Consider the following 16257-nt stretch of genomic DNA (forward strand, 5'->3'; position numbering starts at 1 on the left):
TCAACCTTCTCCAAATAATTCTGGGTGCTGTTCTTTGAGTGCTTGAACCACTGCTTCAAATTGCATATCTCCTTTAAATTCTAACTCTACTCCCCAGTAAGCATCAAATAATTTTTTCCCCATTCCTTGCGCCTCTGAGTCTGAACCATACAATTTTGTATACGACCAATCTGCCCATAATAAACGCATTACTTTCACATATTCTTCAATTTGTTTGTGCTCACGGAGACGACGAAAAGCTAAGATATAGAATGTAGAATAATATTCTCTGCGTTCCTCTGCAGGTAAATCATAGATTGTTACTTTGCCCCTATAAATCCACTCTGCAACAGTCTGTTTAAAATCATCATTTTCTAGCAATTCATCGTCCTCCATTTTAACATAAATTTACTCATACGTTTCATCATTTTTAATGCGACGTCCTCCATTCACCGCTCATTACGGTCAATATTTACTTATCTTTTGATTTTATTCAACATTGCTTTTAGCTTGTCACGTTGCCAAACGGCTAATGCAGCAAGAAGCATACCAAGACCTGCCAAACTCCAAAGAGTTTTTTCTTCACCAGTTTTTGGCAGAATAACTTTTGTTTTTTCAATCAACGTTTTTGGTTTTACTTTTCCATACCAGTTATCATCATCACCGACTTTTTTGCCAGAATGAACACCAACACCGTCTACAGACACATTGTCACCATGAATATCACCTGCAGCTAAACCTTCAAGAGTTCCCTTACCTTCGATTGTTTCTCCTGGATTAAGAACCAAGAGTTTCCCATCTTCAGTGGTTAACTCGCCGTCTTTATTGACCTTGAGTATTTTACCTTTATAGGTCCACTTAATATCTTTCACATCAACCTTACCGGCAATCGTTTTATCCACGATTTTTAAATGCGTAAGAGGTTCTGTACCATTGTTTGTTGTCGTAAAGAAGATTTCAGTAACTTTATTTTCTTCAAGTTCTTTGGCTGTATCTTCGGTGTCATGGTCATTTTCGCCTGCATTATTTGGTTTATCTTTATGATTACCTTCTCCTGCTTCAGGTGCTTTAGTATCGGCTTTCTCAATGTCAATACTTGGTGCTTCTTCTTTTGGCTTACCATACCACTTGTCAGAGTCTCCAACTTCTTTACCAGAGTCCACTCCGATACCGCCCACAGTAACTTCGTCACCGTGTAACTTACCATCTGTAAGCTCTGGAAGAGTACCTTCCCCTGTCACAAACTCATCAGGCTGTAAGACAAGGAGTTTTCCATCTTTAGTGGTCAACTCTCCATCTTTATTAACAGAAAGTTTTTCACCTTTGAACGTCCAAACAATGTCTTTGACATCAATCTTACCTTCAATGGTCTTATCAGAAACTGTCAAATGAGAGAGAGCTTCAGTACCATTGTTTGTGAAGCGGAATTTAATCGCAGTTGTCTTACCTGATTCTACCTCAAGGGCTGTATCAGGAGTGTCACGGTCGTTTTCACCACCGTTGTTGTCCTTATCCTTGAAGTTACCCTCTCCAGGCTCAGGAATCTTGTCATTGGCTTTCTCAATGTCAATACTTGGCACTTTTTCAGGAGTTGGATTATCGTTGAAGTGAAGCGTTGATAAGCTAATTGTAGGTACTTCTGGTGTTACCTCTCCAACAGTTCCCTCTCCATTAGGATTAGATTCAGTCGAGCTATCTTTCAAGCTGAAGGTGCGTTTACTGAATGGTTTTGAGAAATCTTCATTGTGACTCGCACTAATGGTCAAAATATCTTTTTCAGTGTCGGTTTCCATGTGGATATAAATAGGGTCAATATTCTCATAGCCTTCGACACCTTTGGTTTCTGTAATCTTCCAGTCCCCATAAGCTAGTTCTTGGGAAGCATAGCCATCATCCCCTGTGTTAGGGTTAACGCCTGTCACAAATTTCACAGGATCAGCAATCGTCCCTTCCATAGCTTCTCCTGTAAATTCAATGCCATTGTAGCCTGAACCACCTTGTGAATCTGGTAGGGTAACCTTTTTCTCGATGGAAACCTTAGCTTTAATCAACTGTTCCTTAGAGCTAGATTCTGGAGTGACAATATTTTGAGTTTTATCGTCTTGTTTCTTGATTTCAAAATAATGTTTGATAGGGTCAGTGACATAACCTTCCCCTGCATCGACTTCCACTGAATAATATTTCCCTGCTGCAAGGTTTCCAAGTGCTGCAGTAAGAGATTCATCATCAACATCGATAACAACATTGTCACCATAACTTACTGGGTTACCTCCGATAATCGCAGAGTGAACAACTTCTCCTGCAAGTAATTTAGGAGCTGGTTTTTCTGACCACTTCACAGGGTCACCTTTTTTATGAGGACTTGAACCTGTAGAGTCGTCATCATGGAAGTAAGCATATTTGGCTGTTTTTAGAACACCCTTACCATTTTGATCTGTGCCCGTTTCATTGTCTGATTTTTTGAGTGTGTTTTCGCCTTTAACCTCTTGGTTAGTTCCTTTTGCATCACCAAAGACAATTTCTGTATGTTGGTCTTTATAAGATAAAGTCACTTCTTTTTTCTCAAAGGTATTGGTGAACCCTGGAGAAGCTTTTGTTTCTTCAATCGTATAAGTTCCTAGTGGCAAGTCTTTAACGGTTGTTTTCCACTCGCCATTACTTTCTTTACCGATTACTGCAGTATAGGTTTTACCATCTGTTTTAGACGTCAGTTTAAAGGTTGTTCCTTCAAGCGTGTAGTTTTCATTCCACATGGCATCGCCTGATTCTACCCCTGATTTCTTGATAGAGATTTCACCAGTGACTGCAGTATTTTTAGGTTTGGCCGTTGTGGTATCCCCTGCTTTCACTTCTACAGTAAAGTCTGGAAGAACCGTTTGACCTGTACTTGACCATTTGCCAGATGTTTCGTGCAAGGTGTACTTACCAGGTGGTAAACCTTTAGATTTCACGCTTTTACCTGAAGAATCAAGTTTAAGCGTATCTACTTTCTTACCAGTGCTGTCCAGAACATCAAAGGAGATGTCTTGGAAGTCATAGAGATTGTTTGGAAGGTCTTTACCATATTGGATTGTTGTTTTATCAATTTCAATAAAGCCTAGAGGTTCACGTGGGGAAGTAGGACCTAAGTTACCAAATAAATCTTGCACAATTGATCCCTGTTGTTGATTACCATTGGTATCATCAAAATTAATAAATGTAGATGCACCAGTGTACAGAGCAATATAAGAATATGGACTAAGATGATTACTATCTTCAACGACTGTATTATTGCCTGTTGCAGTCAAAACATTGTCCTTGATGGTCAGGTTAGTTGGTTTAGATACAATATATCCAAGTTGGTTAACAGAACCTAGGCCTGCAGCTTGACCTGCATCAATGTCCGCTACCTTCATAGCAGTTAATGAATTTTGCGGTAATGGATTTCCTGTAGTTTCATCTACTATAGTGGAAGTAATTGCTACTGAACGAGGAATACCTGATGCGGCACCTAACGTATCTCCACCTGCACCACCAGACCCACCACCTTCAGAACCTTGTCCTGTACCTGGATTCGCGATGCCATCCATGGAAACCATATAGCCCAATGTGACATTACCACCATTATTTCGACCAGCAACTAAAAGACGGAAACCATCATCAAAGACATTACGTGGAGTCGTGCTCGTTGTAGAATCATAGTAGGTTGCATCATTAATTGTAACCTTCATTCCAATTGGAACATGTTTTTTAGTTGCTGTATTATAAGCTGTACCTACATTATGAATAGCAACTGCCTGACCCTTCCCTACATAGTTGAAGGTGTCCCCATCTTGGAAGCCATCTTTCTTGTTTAATCCATAATAAATGGACCAATAGGATAAACCAGAAGTACCATTGATTTTGCTATTTGCATCCGAAATAGCTGTACCTGCGTATGTCGTATTATTATGCCAACCGACATTTTTACCACCTGAACCATCAATTGTATCCCCAACAATATACTCAGGCTGTTGCGTTCCAATTAAACTATCAAATAGTGGTTGCATGCTTGCAAAACTATTATTGCTTGTTTGAATAACTGGACTAGATCCAATTGAACCAATTTGTGTATTACCTGGTGGCAAGGTTAGTGCATGAGCAACTGTTGAGATGAGGCTTGGATTAACTACTGCAATTAATCCAGTCCCTCCTGCAAGTGCAAGTACAATTGCGGAACGTGTAATCCATCGCTTCCCTGACTTTCGCATGCTAAAATGCGAAACCTTTTTTTCAGTTAATGCTTTCATTAACTGTCTGATTTTATGTTGTTTCTTCATTCGTCCTCCTTTTTTTAGTCTTAACTTAGAAACAAAAAAATACGACCTTGGCGTCATATTTATAGAATAGTTTTATGTCATTTCGGACAAATAAAAAAAGCAACTCTTTAGAATTGCTTTATATTTTTTTATTTAATTTACGATATAATTTTACATCTTTCGTCAACTCCTGCATAAAGTTTTCAAAAAGCTTTCCTCTTTGTTCTAATGTCTCAATTTCTTCAGGGTTAAACTCAGAAAATTTAAACATAGCCCCATAACATGCTTCACCTAACATAAATAGAAATTTTTCTTTATCTGTTGGATAATCCTGTTTAATGAAATGAGCATTGATTTCAATGTCTACTCCATTTAATAGGTTAATCAGAATATGTTCTTGTTCTGCTTCAATATTCAGTTTTGACGGTTGTTTTTTTACATCTATGTCAAGAGTTTGAACATCTCCTGAACTCGTTTGACCTGTAAGTTTAATATTTTTCAAAAGTTCTTGATCTTGTGTTTGTTTTACTCCCATGAGTATCTCCTTTTTTGATTTTTAAAAATAAAAAAAGCAACTCTCTCGAATTGCTTCTTGTTTACCATCCTCCGTTAACAACTCCTTCATTACCAGGTGCTTTATTTGCATTATTAATTGCGTTGTTAGCATCGTCTATGCTCACGTTTGGATTTGCATTACCACCTCCATTATGTGCAGGTGGATTTGTTGGAGCAATTGCATTTCCACCAGTGCTTGGTGCTGAAGGTGCTGGTGCGTTATAACTTGGTGCATTTTGTGCAGGTGCTTGAGCATATTGACCATAGTCAACTGCGCTACCTGATGCTGCAGGAGCTTCTGCTTGTGGAGCAACTGCATTATTTACATCTGCAGCTTGGGCTTGTGTATCATTTTGAGCTTGTGCTTGTTCTTGAGCGGCTTGTGCTTTTTGTTGTTCCGCATTTGCTTTAGATTTTGCTTCCTCTGCAGCTTTTGCTTTTGCACGGTCTTTATTGTTTTTTACTGCAGTTTTAACTTTATCCAAACGTTTTTGCAAGTCAGCTTTTTTAGACTTCGCCATATTATCTTTGATTTTATCAATAGATGTTTGAGCTGTTTTCACATTGGCATCATTTTGCACTTTTTCTGCATTGGTAACAGCTTTATCTGCTTTGTTCACTAAATCCCAGTTTTGACGAACTTTTTCTACACGAGAAATAAGAGAAGTTTTGTCTTTTTCATCAAGTTTCTTGATAGCATCTTGTGCAGATTTTACATCTGCTTCAGCTTTAAAAGTTTCTGCTTTTTCCGTTGCTTTTTTCGCTTCTTTAATCAGATTGTCGTGCGCAGTCTTAGCTTCTTGCGCTGTTTTCTCAGCTTGTGCCTGTGCTTGGTTATTTACTACAATCCCTGTGCCACCACCTGCTAATACAAGGGCAACTGCCCCACCTACGATCCATTGTTTCTTTGTAATTTTCATTATTTACTCCTAATTTTTATTAACTATTTGTGTGCTTTATCCAAGGCTCATCCCAACCAGGTAAATAGAAAATCCATTGAAAAAATCGTCGGATAGGGGAGCTTAACCACCAGAAGAGGATCACTCCATATTTTAAAACAAAAATGCTTGCTGTAATCATTAAGATAAATAATTCAAACAAGTAGAAGATGTCACTGATACGCATGTTTTTCTCCTATTATTTTCCATTCTATTTTCTCATAAAGCGTTAGACTTTACAAGGAGTTTAAGGATTTATTAAGCCTTCGATTTTAATGTGTTTTAATCTTCTCGACTTTTGTATGTTCTGAGCGATTATAACTGCTATATGGAAAGGTCATCAGTTTTTGATTCGGATAACGTCTATCCGCAATTAACCGTGTCTTCTTTGGCTTTGATTTAACAGACATCGAAGTTATACTTTTCACTTTGATAAAAGCTTCTTTGAAGCTCAACAATTGGTGCAACTTAAAAGGTTTATTAGTTGTTGCATCCACACCTTTAATGACAAGAATAAGGCCTCGAGTAGTTACTCTACCTATTTCTCCATCAAAAGTTTTTACAATGTAAGTATGGTTATGATCCCGGCTCATTTGAACCAAATCTTGCCACCTTAAGGCGAACGTTGTACTCCTTTGCATCTTTCTTCTCCTCCCGAGTTTTTTTGTTGAGCCTTTCGGCAATGCAGGTTAGAGGAATCGAACCTCAAATTCACCGTAGTACCTGCTAAATAGCTTATTGTTTTTCGTATACTTTCCGTGTAAGCTCTCACATTTTTTACCCGATCACAGGTGTCGTATACAGGTTTCATAATTAGAACCCTTCGCAGAGGTTATGGTCTCGTTCCCTCTCACCCCTTGACAAGTGCGGCTCGCAGCCTTTCTCAATGAGACTATCTGGTCATGGCCAATGCTCCTTGTCTTGTATATGGTGTTTCCCTTCTTCAGGGTTAACCTCTCTAGTTACTTGTCACGCTATTCACTAGAGATTTTATTCAGTTGTCAAAGATCAATAAGCAGATAAGAAGAGTCGAACTTCTATCAAGGCAGGAGTCAATAAGTGTTCTTCGGGAAAAGAAAGTTACTCACCTTGGTTTTTCCATTTAAACTATATCTGCATTATAGGGATAGCCCTAATTAATTATTCAAAGTTCTTTTTATCAATTCTTTTGCATTTTTTAAAAGTATCCCTAAGCACAGCAAGGGCATCCAAACTGGAACCAACGCAATCACAATGAATCGTATCTGTTTGTTCCAATTATCAGTCTCCTTCAACAACCTTTTCAAGTTTATAAACTTGTGTCGGATATTGGGAAGCTTTGGCAAAATTATCTGCTCTTTCTTTAGAATCAAATTGATATTTTCGTATCTCATCATTTTTAGATTTTCTATTTTTTCTTATCTGCATAACTTCATATACCATTGTGTTACCTTCTTATTAAAAATTTTCACGAGAAAACACAAAAAAAGGAAATTTTCGTGCAAAAAACCTGCCGCAAATTCCCTTTTTATGATATAATAACAGTATCTTACATTGCTTCTTATATCATTTTTAAGGTGCTTCAAGGCACATTGTGTTATTCATCAATTTTGAGGGCTCAACTTCACTATTGTTTTTAACAATCAATAAAGATGATTATTAAGAGACAGATACCTGGGTTTCCTCAGACATTCGTCGAGTGTGAACTGAGGTGTTTTTTTATATATTTTTTGGGTTTAAGTTTCAATTTTTCCCTATGAATATATGGTACCAGTTTAAACTAGTACTGTCAAGTAAAAAATAATATTTTTTGAGGGTAAATATATGAAATTTTCTGAAAGACTGAAGAAAGCTAGAAAAAATAAAGGGTATACCCAAGAGCAGTTAGCTAAAATTATAGGAGTTTCTAAACAGGCTTATCGTTTGTATGAACAAAATGGTACAACTCCTCGTGAAAAAGTACTGGAAAAAATTTGTGAGACTTTAGAAGTTGATTCTGATTATTTGTTTAATACCGAGATTTTACCTTTTTATCAAAAGCTTTCTGAACCCCGCCAAAGCGAAACTATAAATTTTGCTAAAGAAAAACTAATTGAACAAGAAAAAGAAAATAACGTTATTCCTCTTCATCGATTGTTAGTTCCCTATGAAGTAGAAGAAGAACAAGCTTTATCTGCAGGATTGGGAGAAGGTTATACGGATTATTCCAATAAAGAAATACTTTATTGGGATAAAGAAGTTTCTTATGATCGAGCTATTCGTATTAAAGGCGAATCTATGGAACCTGATTTTCATTATGGAGAGGTTGCTTTAATAAAATATCAAGAGTGTATTGATTATCCAGGACAAGTGTGTGCTGTTGATGATACTGAAAGAGGAAAAGCATATATTAAATGTGTTACTTCTCTTGAAGAAGGGCTCTTATTACAATCAATAAATGATTTAGAAGATAAAGAAGGTAATAGATTATTCCCTGATATTTTTATTCCTTTTGAAGATAATCCTCGAATAATTGGAGTTGTAAAAGAACATTTCTTACCAATAGAAATTTAAAATAAAAAAATAAAGGAGCCTTAGCTCCTTTTTTATATTTATTTATCTTATATATTTTAAACTTTTAAACTTTTGTGTGCAGATAAACTGAGCAATAATCAATAGTTACAGGTTTATATAGCAACAAAAAACTGTGTATATAGCAACAAAAAACTGTGTATATAGCAACAAAAAACTGTGTATATAGCAATAAAATAATTGACGGTGTTGCTATATTGTGTTATCCTAATTTCTAAGGAATAATACAATGAACAATAAAAAAAATGTGAGTACGATTGAAAAAAGAAAAGTAGTGGAACATAATGATTTAATTAGTTCTGTTGCTAAAATGGACAAGACTTCATTAAAAATTTTCGAAATGGCAGTCTCTTGTATTGATACAGAAAACCCACCAAAAGATAATTTAGTCTATTTATCAAAAAAGGAATTATTTAAATTCTTCGATGTTCAAGATTCAGATAAACATAGTCGCTTTAAAAAAGCTATTGTAAACTTACATAGACAGTCAATTTTTCAGATTAAAGAATTAAATGACAAGAAGAACAAATATGAATATAGGGTAATTAGTCCACTAGAAGAGACAAAATGGAATGATTATAGCGATATAGTGAATATCACTTTTACTAAGGCAATAATGCCTTATCTAATTGACTTAAAAAAGAATTTTACTCAGTATGCGTTATCAGATATTATGGGATTGAACAGTAAATATTCAATAATACTTTATAAGTGGTTATGTATGTATTATAACCAGTATGAGCACTATAATGAAAAAGGCGGTCGAAGAGAGTCACAAATTGAAGAGTATAGGAATCCATCAATTTCTGTTCAAAAACTAAGAGAATTGACTGATACTGTTACAGAATATTCACGTTTCCAAAGTTTAGAGACGAGAGTTATAAAAAATCCTATTTTTGAGATTAATGAACATACACATTTTAATATCTCTTATGAAAAACACAAAAAAGGTAAAGCCATTGATACTATCCAATTTCATATTGAAAAGAAAAAGACTGCATTGGATATTAATGGTGATTATAAAAAAGAGCAAAATGATCCGACTTATATTCAGAGTAAAGAACAAAATCAACAACTAATAATGTTAAATTCAGCTAAGGCAATGCAAAGTGAATACACAAAAATATTATTAGAAAATAATCTTCTTTTCCCTCAGGACTTTATGGAAGTATCAATAATGGCTGAATTACAAATGTCAGTATATCCTCTATATGATGAATTGAAAAATCAACGAGGAATTCTGGCAATAAAAAAACACCTATCATACGTTTCTGAAAAGCAAGAGGCTTATTCAAAAAGAAATATAGCAAAATATCTTAAAAAGGCTATAATTCAGTATTTAGAGACTTTATAAAAGCTATAGATTAGTCTATAGCTTTTTGTTTATAACAAATACATATAAGTGTAAATATAAATCATACGTATAGTTGTTGCTTGACAATGCTACTTATACAATGTATAATATTTATATATAACAAATATACGTATACATATTACATGTATTTATAAGGAGAAATTATGGAGATAGTATCATTTTCAGCAATCAAAGGCGGTGTTGGTAAAACTACTTTAGCATTTAACTTTGGCGAATGGTTAGCTAATACTGGAAAAAAAGTCCTTTTCATTGATTTAGACCATCAATGCAATTTATCTCAAATTTATGATATCTATGATAATGAGGGAACAGTAGGAAATATATTTAAAGACCTGGGTAAGGTGAAAATTCATTCAGTGTCAGAGAACGTTTCTCTCATTGCAGGAGATATGCGCTTAGATGATATTGAAAGAGATATTGAGAATAAAACGAACAAAAACATGTTACTATACTTATGGCTTTCAGATAATTATGAACGCTTAAATTTAGAACAGTTTGATTATATCATTCTTGATACTCACCCAGATTTTTCTACTGCTACAAAAAATGCTTTAATAATTAGTAATTCAATTATCAGCCCTCTAACTCCAAGTGAGCATGGATATAATGCAAAATTTAATTTGGAAGAAAGAATCAAAGATTTGAAAGACGAAGCAATTGACTATTCGACAAGAGAATCATACTTTACTGCAAATTTATATTATGTTGCTAATATGGTTAAGCACAATACAAAATCTTCTAGGGAACTCTTGGAAGCAATTAAAGATGAAAATAATATTTTAGCTATTATACCGGAAAAAGAAATTTTTAATAGAACTACTTTGGATAAGAAATCAGTTTCTGCATTTGAGTCGGATCATAAAATTTACACGAAGCATAAAAAATTCTTTGATGAAATATCGGATAGCTTTAATAAAATTTCAACAACAATATAGAGACAATATATTTATTGTTCATGAATAATAAATATACATATAAATACACATTATAATTCATAAATGACATACAAAGTGTGTTTATATTTGATGCTTACGATTATAATTATAGAATATATTAGTTAAATAAAGGAGATATAATGGCTTTTGATCCAAAAAATAAAAAAATACAACAAGCACTACGTGAACCAGAAAATAAAAAAGTGAATGAAAGTGAGGAGAAAGTTTCACTTCCTAGTTATAAAGAAAAAGAAGAAAAAACTCAAAATTATACATTCAGTTTACAGCCGAGTGTAAGAAAAAAACTCACTGCAATTTCTAAAGAACAAGGTTTTCCATCAGCATCAAGCTTTATTAATGAATTGATTAAAGGGCTATAATTTAAATTAGTATAAGGCAAAGAAGGAGATTTTAAATCTCTTTTTTTTATTATACAGATAAAGATATATGATATTTTAATCAATAAAATAATATTGATATATTCAATATCATTTCTTGTAAAATATATAAAATAGAGCTATAATATTGATATAATCAATAAAAGGATTTGAGTGGAGGAAATCTGCAATGGATAATAAATGTTTGAGTGATAAGCAATTTCAGAATGCAAAAGGACTAATAATTTTGCTTTTAAAACTTATCGAGAAAGAATCGAAGGGCTATTACAGATTTCAAAAAGCAGACAGCACTGGCTTATTCTATACTACAGGTAGAGGAAAAGTAAATTTTCGAATATCATCGAGTGAACGTACAGTAATCGACCAAATAACTCCGATTATTAGAGATATATCAATTGCGCAATTTATACTTGATATAGACCTCTTTTATAGAATGCAAAAAGTGATGCCAAGAAAGGGAATTCCATTAACTTCAAGAACTCATGAAGCAATGATGAAATTTCTAGAAGTACACCCCATCTTCAAAGACCAGTTTAATCAAAAGGTAAAAATGATGATTGATGACGGTGAAGAGTTAATGAAGATGTTTTACGAAGATACTGAAGTAACTTATAAATAGAACAATAATATTAAAAGACAGATAGGAGGAATCGCTATTAAATTTGCAGTTAAAAATGAAGAAGGACAATATTTAAACTTTAAACAAGATATTAATAGAGAGGAAGATCTGTCAGTTCCAGTTTGGAGTCGCAGCGTAGCCATGACTTGGAGTGAAGAAGTCGCAAGTTACTTAGCTGAACTCTATGATGGTGAAATTATACAGATGTAGAGTAAACAAAGATGAGGATTGATTATGATAAAGAGCCACGCAGGGCTATCTTCTTTGAGGACGTCAAATCAAACTATGCATCCATTGAATGTGTTCAAAGGAAGTTACACCCCTTAACAACTTCTTTATGTGTCATGAGCAGGTCAGACAATTCATACGGTCTTATCCTGGCATCAAGCCCCAAATTTAAAGAAGTATTCGGTAAATCAAATGTGAGTCGAGCACGTGATTTGCCTTTTTTAATTGAGTCAAGAAAGTTTAACTATCAAAAGTGGTATGAAAAGCATACAGATATTCATGGACAACGTACAGAGCCAACGCTTGAATATGTTGCTTTTATAGAGAGTTGGGCAAAACGTACGCACATTGTTCCCCCTCAAATGGCCTTGTACATTGAAGAAAATATACGTATGCAAAAGATACTGTCAGGCTATACTTCCTTTGAAGAAATTCACTCCTACTCCATTGACGAATCCTTTATGGATGTCACAGAGTCCTTAAATCTTTTCTACCCAGATATAAAAGATAAGTATGTACAAATGGATAGACTGGCACAAAAGCTGCAGAGGGAAGTTCTTGCACGTACTGGTTTATATATAACGGTAGGAATGGGAGATAATCCGCTACTGGCTAAGATTGCAATGGATAATTACGCTAAACACAACAAAAACATGAGAGCCCTTATCCGTTATGAAGATGTCCCTGATAAGATATGGACAATCCCAAAGATGACTGACTTTTGGGGAATAGGCAAAGCCACAGAGCGGACATTAAATAAGCTTGGTATTTATTCGATAAAAGACCTGGCACATGCCAACCCTCAACTTATCAAAAGGAAAATGGGAGTGGTTGGGCTTCAGCAATTCTTTCATGCCAACGGCATCGACGAAACCAATGTACGTGACCGACATATAAAAAAATCTGAGAGTTACAGCAACAGTCAGATTTTACCAAGGGATTATGAAAGAAGAGAAGAGATCGTGCTTGTGATAAAGGAAATGGCAGAACACTTAGCCATTCGATTACGTAAAGGAAAGAAGTTGGCAGGAGGGCTTTCATTATGGGTCAGACACTCTTATCAAAGCAATGCGCCATCGATTAAAGTGTCCTGTAAAATAGACCCTACACAGAGCACGTTAGTGATTCAAAATGAAGCCTTAAGAATGTTCTCTTCAAAGTACCAGGGTGGACCGGTACGAGAAATTGGGATAGGGGGCTTTCACTTATCAGACGAGAATATAAAGCAACTGACACTCTTTGAAACCATGCTTGAAGATGATAAGCAAGTGAACAAACAAGAAGCGCTGCAGCGAGCTGTAGATGAAATCAGAGAGAAGTTTGACTTCACAGCCATACAAAAAGCAAGTGCATTAGCTTCAGGTTCAAGAGTATTAGAGAGACATAAAATGATAGGCGGACACGCTGCAGCAGGAGGTGAGAGTATATGACAGTAGACCGTTCATACAGTGAATATGAAGCCATCAGAACTTATCATGACCGAGGGATGATGAAGTGGGGCGCTTTTGCGACAGGTGAATTATCTGAAGCACAGAAGAAGTTTATAGAGGAGCAGGAGGAAGAAGAGAATGGTAACGATAATCACAAAGAATAGCAGTACATCTTGTCGGAGTGCGAGACGGTGGCTAGATAATCATGACATTAATTATGAAGAAATCAATATCAGCCGTCAACCTTTCAACCTCACTCGTGACATTTTGATCCAAATATTGAGCCTAGAAGAAGAGGGGCTGTCAGCATTATATGGTCGTAAGAAAAAGACAGACCCTAAATATCAGTGGCTTGTAAATAGTCTCGAAGAATTGTCTTTAGAGTCTGCACTGTCCTTTTTACAAAATCACCTAGAATTACTGTGTACACCTATTATTTTTGATGAGAAAAGAGTGCAGTTAGGCTATGATAGTGAGAATATTAGGAAGTTTATCTCAAAAGAAAAAAGAAGAGTCGATGCAAGGACAAAAATATCTCACTTAAGAGAAACGGAACTCCTGGCAGGGTAAGCTTCTATAACATACTAATATTGACTGCAAGCCTTATATTTTCTATGTTATAATAGAACTCTGTTCTTTAGGTAAATCTCAACATTTGTTGGGATTTTTTTGATATACTTCAAGTACACAATTCGATTTTCATCTCCTTAGTTTGGAGAAGTTTTTTAGTATTTTTGTGAAATTTGACACGAAATTTTTTAAATATTATAATATTAATAGATTGGGGATATATAATGAATATAACAGTTAAAAAAGAAAAAACTATTGATATGGATAAAATTAATTCCAGAATTAACCTTACATTAAATGGTACTCAAGAGTCACTTGAATTTATTAATCTAATATTGCCTTTTATTAAAGAGCGTATGCCATTGAGAATTAATGTTCAGAAGAAAGCTAACGGAGCTGCAGATGTTTTAATTGAAACAGAAATTGATCCAAATAAGGATTATGGGCACAAAATTTTTATCAAAGATGGTTTTAGTATCGGTTATAATGGTGAGGGAGCAAGAGGCCTTTTAAATCTATTTAAAATGTTAGGTGCTGATAATTCTGAACTAGAGTCCTTGGTACTTGAAAATAATGAGCAATTTAGAAATAAGAGATTAGTAGTTGAGATAGAAGAATAAATACAAAAAGACACCAGAACAGATGGTGCTTTTTATTTTCGTGACTTATCAAAGTAGTAGAAGATGTAAAAATGTGTAACTTAAAAATAACACAAATGTAAAAATAAAACAAAACACAATATATCGTTAAATATGTTGGTATAAAGTCTACATATTGTGTTTTGAATATATTTTAACAGAATTAATGATTTTCACGTTAAAATGACCTCTTTACATTACTTAGGCGTCTTGCTATAATAATCTTACCCGAACTCTTACATTTCCCTGGAGCTATAAGTCTCCAAAGATGCAGAGTCTTTTTTTGTATATAAGGTCTAAAATTAATGGTAGAAACTAGAACAGAAGAAAAACCGTATACTTATTATTGCCTTGAGCCAGATATGAATAAAAACATGAAACAGTTTTTGAACTTTGAAAAAATTAAAGAAGAACTGGGCAAGCCAAGTATATATAATAACGCAATTGTTAAAATAAAAAATGAAGATGAACAAGAAGTAAAAAATTTTCTAGTAAATCACAATTATTATTCATTTTCTATCTATAAAAAACAACTTCCCATTAGGGAAAATAGTATTTTTGATTTTAAAGACTGCCTAGAAATATATGAGTTTGATTCCATTTTAAGGAATAATTTGCAAAAATTCACAGGGGATATAGAAAACTTGGTAAAGGCAAGTTTGATAAACTCTTTATGTTCTCATTATGAAGGAGAGCTACAAGTCGGTGAGTGCTATTTAGATTTTAGTATATACAGTAATTCAGAAAATGCTCAAGAAATGATTAAAACATTTGGTAAAAGAACATATTCTAGTGCTCAATCACTTCCGATTAAACATCATATTAAGAATAAGGAAGGGTATTTACCATTATGGGTTATTGTTCCTGAACTGACCTTCGGAGAAACAACGCACTTTATTTCTCTGCTACATGAAGAATATCGAAAAAAATGGATACATGACTTATTTTTAACAAAAGAATATTATGCAAAAGAAGTTGCTCTTTATCCGCATATTAGGTTCTGTTGCAAAGTTTTAAATAAAGAATAAAATCCCTTACGGTATCTATGATTTAAGCTGGGATTCCCAATAATACCTTGATTTCAGTACAGACCGAAAACCCGAAGAGAGTGCCTTCTTTTCGGGTTTTCTTATATAATCCTCGGATGGCTTCCATACCTTTAATCGTGGTAGAGGCAGTGCGTAAACTTCGATAGAATTTATTGCGTCTCTTTACTGGACGATGGTCTTGTTCAATCAAATTATTCAGGTATTTAATGGTACGATGTTCTGTCCCTTGATAAAAGCCGTATTCTTTTAGTTTCTTAAAGGCACTTGTAATAGAGGGGGCTTTATCTGTGACTACAACCTTCGGTTCATCAAACTGCTTCACTAACCGCTTAAGAAAAGCATAGGCTGCTTGTGTGTCCCGTTTTTTACGTAACCAAATATCCAAGGTTAAACCATCTGCATCGATGGCTCGATACAAATAATGCCATTTTCCTTTAATTTTGATGTACGTTTCATCCATTTTCCATGAATAAAAGGATTTTTTATTTTTCTTTTTCCAAATTTGATAGAGTAGTTTGCCATATTCTTGCACCCAACGATAAATCGTCGTATGAGAAACGTTAATGCCACGATCATATAAGATTTCTTGAACTTCACGATAGCTAAGGTTATAACGAAGATAGTAGCCCACGGCTACAATAATCACATCCTGCTGAAATTGCTTTCCTTTAAAATGATTCATCGTCATTCCTCCTGCTATCTTTTTCTATTATTCT

General features: G+C 34.6%; 18 protein-coding genes. 10 read left to right on the forward strand and 8 right to left on the reverse strand.

Annotation, left to right across the window (positions count from 1 at the left end; all coding sequences use genetic code 11):
- The 7 genes from P3G65_RS11270 to P3G65_RS11300 all read right to left on the reverse strand — a co-directional run bounded on the left by P3G65_RS11270 (position 1) and on the right by P3G65_RS11300 (position 7171).
- Complete coding sequence (locus tag P3G65_RS11270; protein WP_214515618.1) at positions 1-375, reverse strand: hypothetical protein; 375 nt, start codon at positions 373-375, stop codon at positions 1-3.
- Positions 376-455: 80 nt separating this feature from the next.
- The gene (locus P3G65_RS11275; protein WP_284071368.1) at positions 456-4277 is read right to left on the reverse strand and encodes a SpaA isopeptide-forming pilin-related protein; all 3822 of its coding nucleotides are present in this window, start codon (positions 4275-4277) and stop codon (positions 456-458) included.
- 118 nt (positions 4278-4395) lie between these two features.
- Complete coding sequence (locus P3G65_RS11280; RefSeq protein WP_040087853.1) at positions 4396-4791, reverse strand: hypothetical protein; 396 nt, start codon at positions 4789-4791, stop codon at positions 4396-4398.
- Between the two features lie 61 nt (positions 4792-4852).
- Positions 4853-5731, reverse strand: coding sequence for a serine protease (locus P3G65_RS11285; protein ID WP_284071369.1), 879 nt, complete (start codon positions 5729-5731; stop codon positions 4853-4855).
- A gap of 19 nt (positions 5732-5750) precedes the next feature.
- Complete coding sequence (locus P3G65_RS11290) at positions 5751-5936, reverse strand: hypothetical protein (RefSeq protein ID WP_040087855.1); 186 nt, start codon at positions 5934-5936, stop codon at positions 5751-5753.
- A gap of 85 nt (positions 5937-6021) precedes the next feature.
- Complete coding sequence (locus P3G65_RS11295; RefSeq protein WP_040087856.1) at positions 6022-6390, reverse strand: hypothetical protein; 369 nt, start codon at positions 6388-6390, stop codon at positions 6022-6024.
- A gap of 619 nt (positions 6391-7009) precedes the next feature.
- Positions 7010-7171 (reverse strand): hypothetical protein, encoded by a 162-nt coding sequence (locus P3G65_RS11300; RefSeq protein ID WP_155379950.1) that lies wholly within the window; start codon positions 7169-7171, stop codon positions 7010-7012.
- A gap of 381 nt (positions 7172-7552) precedes the next feature.
- On the opposite strand from P3G65_RS11300, the gene P3G65_RS11305 reads away from it, so the two are divergent.
- From P3G65_RS11305 to P3G65_RS11350, 10 genes are all read left to right on the forward strand, one after another.
- Positions 7553-8281, forward strand: a complete 729-nt coding sequence (locus P3G65_RS11305) for an XRE family transcriptional regulator (RefSeq protein WP_207144580.1) — start codon at positions 7553-7555, stop codon at positions 8279-8281.
- 247 nt (positions 8282-8528) lie between these two features.
- Positions 8529-9653: a RepB family plasmid replication initiator protein gene (locus P3G65_RS11310; RefSeq protein ID WP_207144579.1), complete on the forward strand. Its 1125-nt coding sequence runs from the start codon at positions 8529-8531 to the stop codon at positions 9651-9653.
- 164 nt (positions 9654-9817) lie between these two features.
- Entirely contained in the window at positions 9818-10609 is a 792-nt protein-coding gene (locus P3G65_RS11315; RefSeq protein WP_207144578.1) for a ParA family protein, read from the forward strand.
- Between the two features lie 140 nt (positions 10610-10749).
- Positions 10750-10989 carry a hypothetical protein gene (locus P3G65_RS11320; RefSeq protein WP_086583248.1) on the forward strand — a complete coding sequence of 80 codons (240 nt, stop codon included), beginning with the start codon at positions 10750-10752 and terminating at the stop codon, positions 10987-10989.
- Positions 10990-11176: 187 nt separating this feature from the next.
- The gene (locus P3G65_RS11325; protein WP_207144605.1) at positions 11177-11626 is read left to right on the forward strand and encodes a hypothetical protein; all 450 of its coding nucleotides are present in this window, start codon (positions 11177-11179) and stop codon (positions 11624-11626) included.
- 221 nt (positions 11627-11847) lie between these two features.
- Positions 11848-13284 carry a Y-family DNA polymerase gene (locus P3G65_RS11330; protein ID WP_207144604.1) on the forward strand — a complete coding sequence of 479 codons (1437 nt, stop codon included), beginning with the start codon at positions 11848-11850 and terminating at the stop codon, positions 13282-13284.
- Positions 13281-13448: a hypothetical protein gene (locus tag P3G65_RS11335; RefSeq protein WP_014386630.1), complete on the forward strand. Its 168-nt coding sequence runs from the start codon at positions 13281-13283 to the stop codon at positions 13446-13448. Before P3G65_RS11330 ends, P3G65_RS11335 begins: the two co-directional genes overlap by 4 nt.
- Positions 13423-13854 (forward strand): Spx/MgsR family RNA polymerase-binding regulatory protein, encoded by a 432-nt coding sequence (locus tag P3G65_RS11340; protein WP_207144603.1) that lies wholly within the window; start codon positions 13423-13425, stop codon positions 13852-13854. Before P3G65_RS11335 ends, P3G65_RS11340 begins: the two co-directional genes overlap by 26 nt.
- A gap of 224 nt (positions 13855-14078) precedes the next feature.
- Positions 14079-14474 carry a hypothetical protein gene (locus tag P3G65_RS11345; RefSeq protein WP_207144602.1) on the forward strand — a complete coding sequence of 132 codons (396 nt, stop codon included), beginning with the start codon at positions 14079-14081 and terminating at the stop codon, positions 14472-14474.
- Between the two features lie 323 nt (positions 14475-14797).
- The gene (locus tag P3G65_RS11350) at positions 14798-15520 is read left to right on the forward strand and encodes an Abi family protein (protein ID WP_207144601.1); all 723 of its coding nucleotides are present in this window, start codon (positions 14798-14800) and stop codon (positions 15518-15520) included.
- Between the two features lie 22 nt (positions 15521-15542).
- Here P3G65_RS11350 and P3G65_RS11355 read toward each other — a convergent pair whose 3' ends face one another.
- Entirely contained in the window at positions 15543-16223 is a 681-nt protein-coding gene (locus tag P3G65_RS11355) for an IS6-like element IS1216 family transposase (RefSeq protein WP_001015311.1), read from the reverse strand.
- Positions 16224-16257 lie beyond the last annotated feature (34 nt).

Source organism: Lactococcus sp. bn62 (assembly GCF_029492705.2).
In the GTDB taxonomy this organism is placed as follows: Bacteria; Bacillota; Bacilli; order Lactobacillales; family Streptococcaceae; genus Lactococcus; species Lactococcus petauri.

Bases quoted from the DNA above. Each gene is read 5' to 3' on its own strand.
- P3G65_RS11270 (WP_214515618.1), bottom strand. From the start codon at position 375: ATGGAGGACGATGAATTGCTAGAAAATGATGATTTTAAACAGACTGTT.
- P3G65_RS11275 (WP_284071368.1), bottom strand. From the start codon at position 4,277: ATGAAGAAACAACATAAAATCAGACAGTTAATGAAAGCATTAACTGAA.
- P3G65_RS11280 (WP_040087853.1), bottom strand. From the start codon at position 4,791: ATGGGAGTAAAACAAACACAAGATCAAGAACTTTTGAAAAATATTAAA.
- P3G65_RS11285 (WP_284071369.1), bottom strand. From the start codon at position 5,731: ATGAAAATTACAAAGAAACAATGGATCGTAGGTGGGGCAGTTGCCCTT.
- P3G65_RS11290 (WP_040087855.1), bottom strand. From the start codon at position 5,936: ATGCGTATCAGTGACATCTTCTACTTGTTTGAATTATTTATCTTAATG.
- P3G65_RS11295 (WP_040087856.1), bottom strand. From the start codon at position 6,390: ATGCAAAGGAGTACAACGTTCGCCTTAAGGTGGCAAGATTTGGTTCAA.
- P3G65_RS11300 (WP_155379950.1), bottom strand. From the start codon at position 7,171: ATGGTATATGAAGTTATGCAGATAAGAAAAAATAGAAAATCTAAAAAT.
- P3G65_RS11305 (WP_207144580.1), top strand. From the start codon at position 7,553: ATGAAATTTTCTGAAAGACTGAAGAAAGCTAGAAAAAATAAAGGGTAT.
- P3G65_RS11310 (WP_207144579.1), top strand. From the start codon at position 8,529: ATGAACAATAAAAAAAATGTGAGTACGATTGAAAAAAGAAAAGTAGTG.
- P3G65_RS11315 (WP_207144578.1), top strand. From the start codon at position 9,818: ATGGAGATAGTATCATTTTCAGCAATCAAAGGCGGTGTTGGTAAAACT.
- P3G65_RS11320 (WP_086583248.1), top strand. From the start codon at position 10,750: ATGGCTTTTGATCCAAAAAATAAAAAAATACAACAAGCACTACGTGAA.
- P3G65_RS11325 (WP_207144605.1), top strand. From the start codon at position 11,177: ATGGATAATAAATGTTTGAGTGATAAGCAATTTCAGAATGCAAAAGGA.
- P3G65_RS11330 (WP_207144604.1), top strand. From the start codon at position 11,848: ATGAGGATTGATTATGATAAAGAGCCACGCAGGGCTATCTTCTTTGAG.
- P3G65_RS11335 (WP_014386630.1), top strand. From the start codon at position 13,281: ATGACAGTAGACCGTTCATACAGTGAATATGAAGCCATCAGAACTTAT.
- P3G65_RS11340 (WP_207144603.1), top strand. From the start codon at position 13,423: ATGGTAACGATAATCACAAAGAATAGCAGTACATCTTGTCGGAGTGCG.
- P3G65_RS11345 (WP_207144602.1), top strand. From the start codon at position 14,079: ATGAATATAACAGTTAAAAAAGAAAAAACTATTGATATGGATAAAATT.
- P3G65_RS11350 (WP_207144601.1), top strand. From the start codon at position 14,798: ATGGTAGAAACTAGAACAGAAGAAAAACCGTATACTTATTATTGCCTT.
- P3G65_RS11355 (WP_001015311.1), bottom strand. From the start codon at position 16,223: ATGAATCATTTTAAAGGAAAGCAATTTCAGCAGGATGTGATTATTGTA.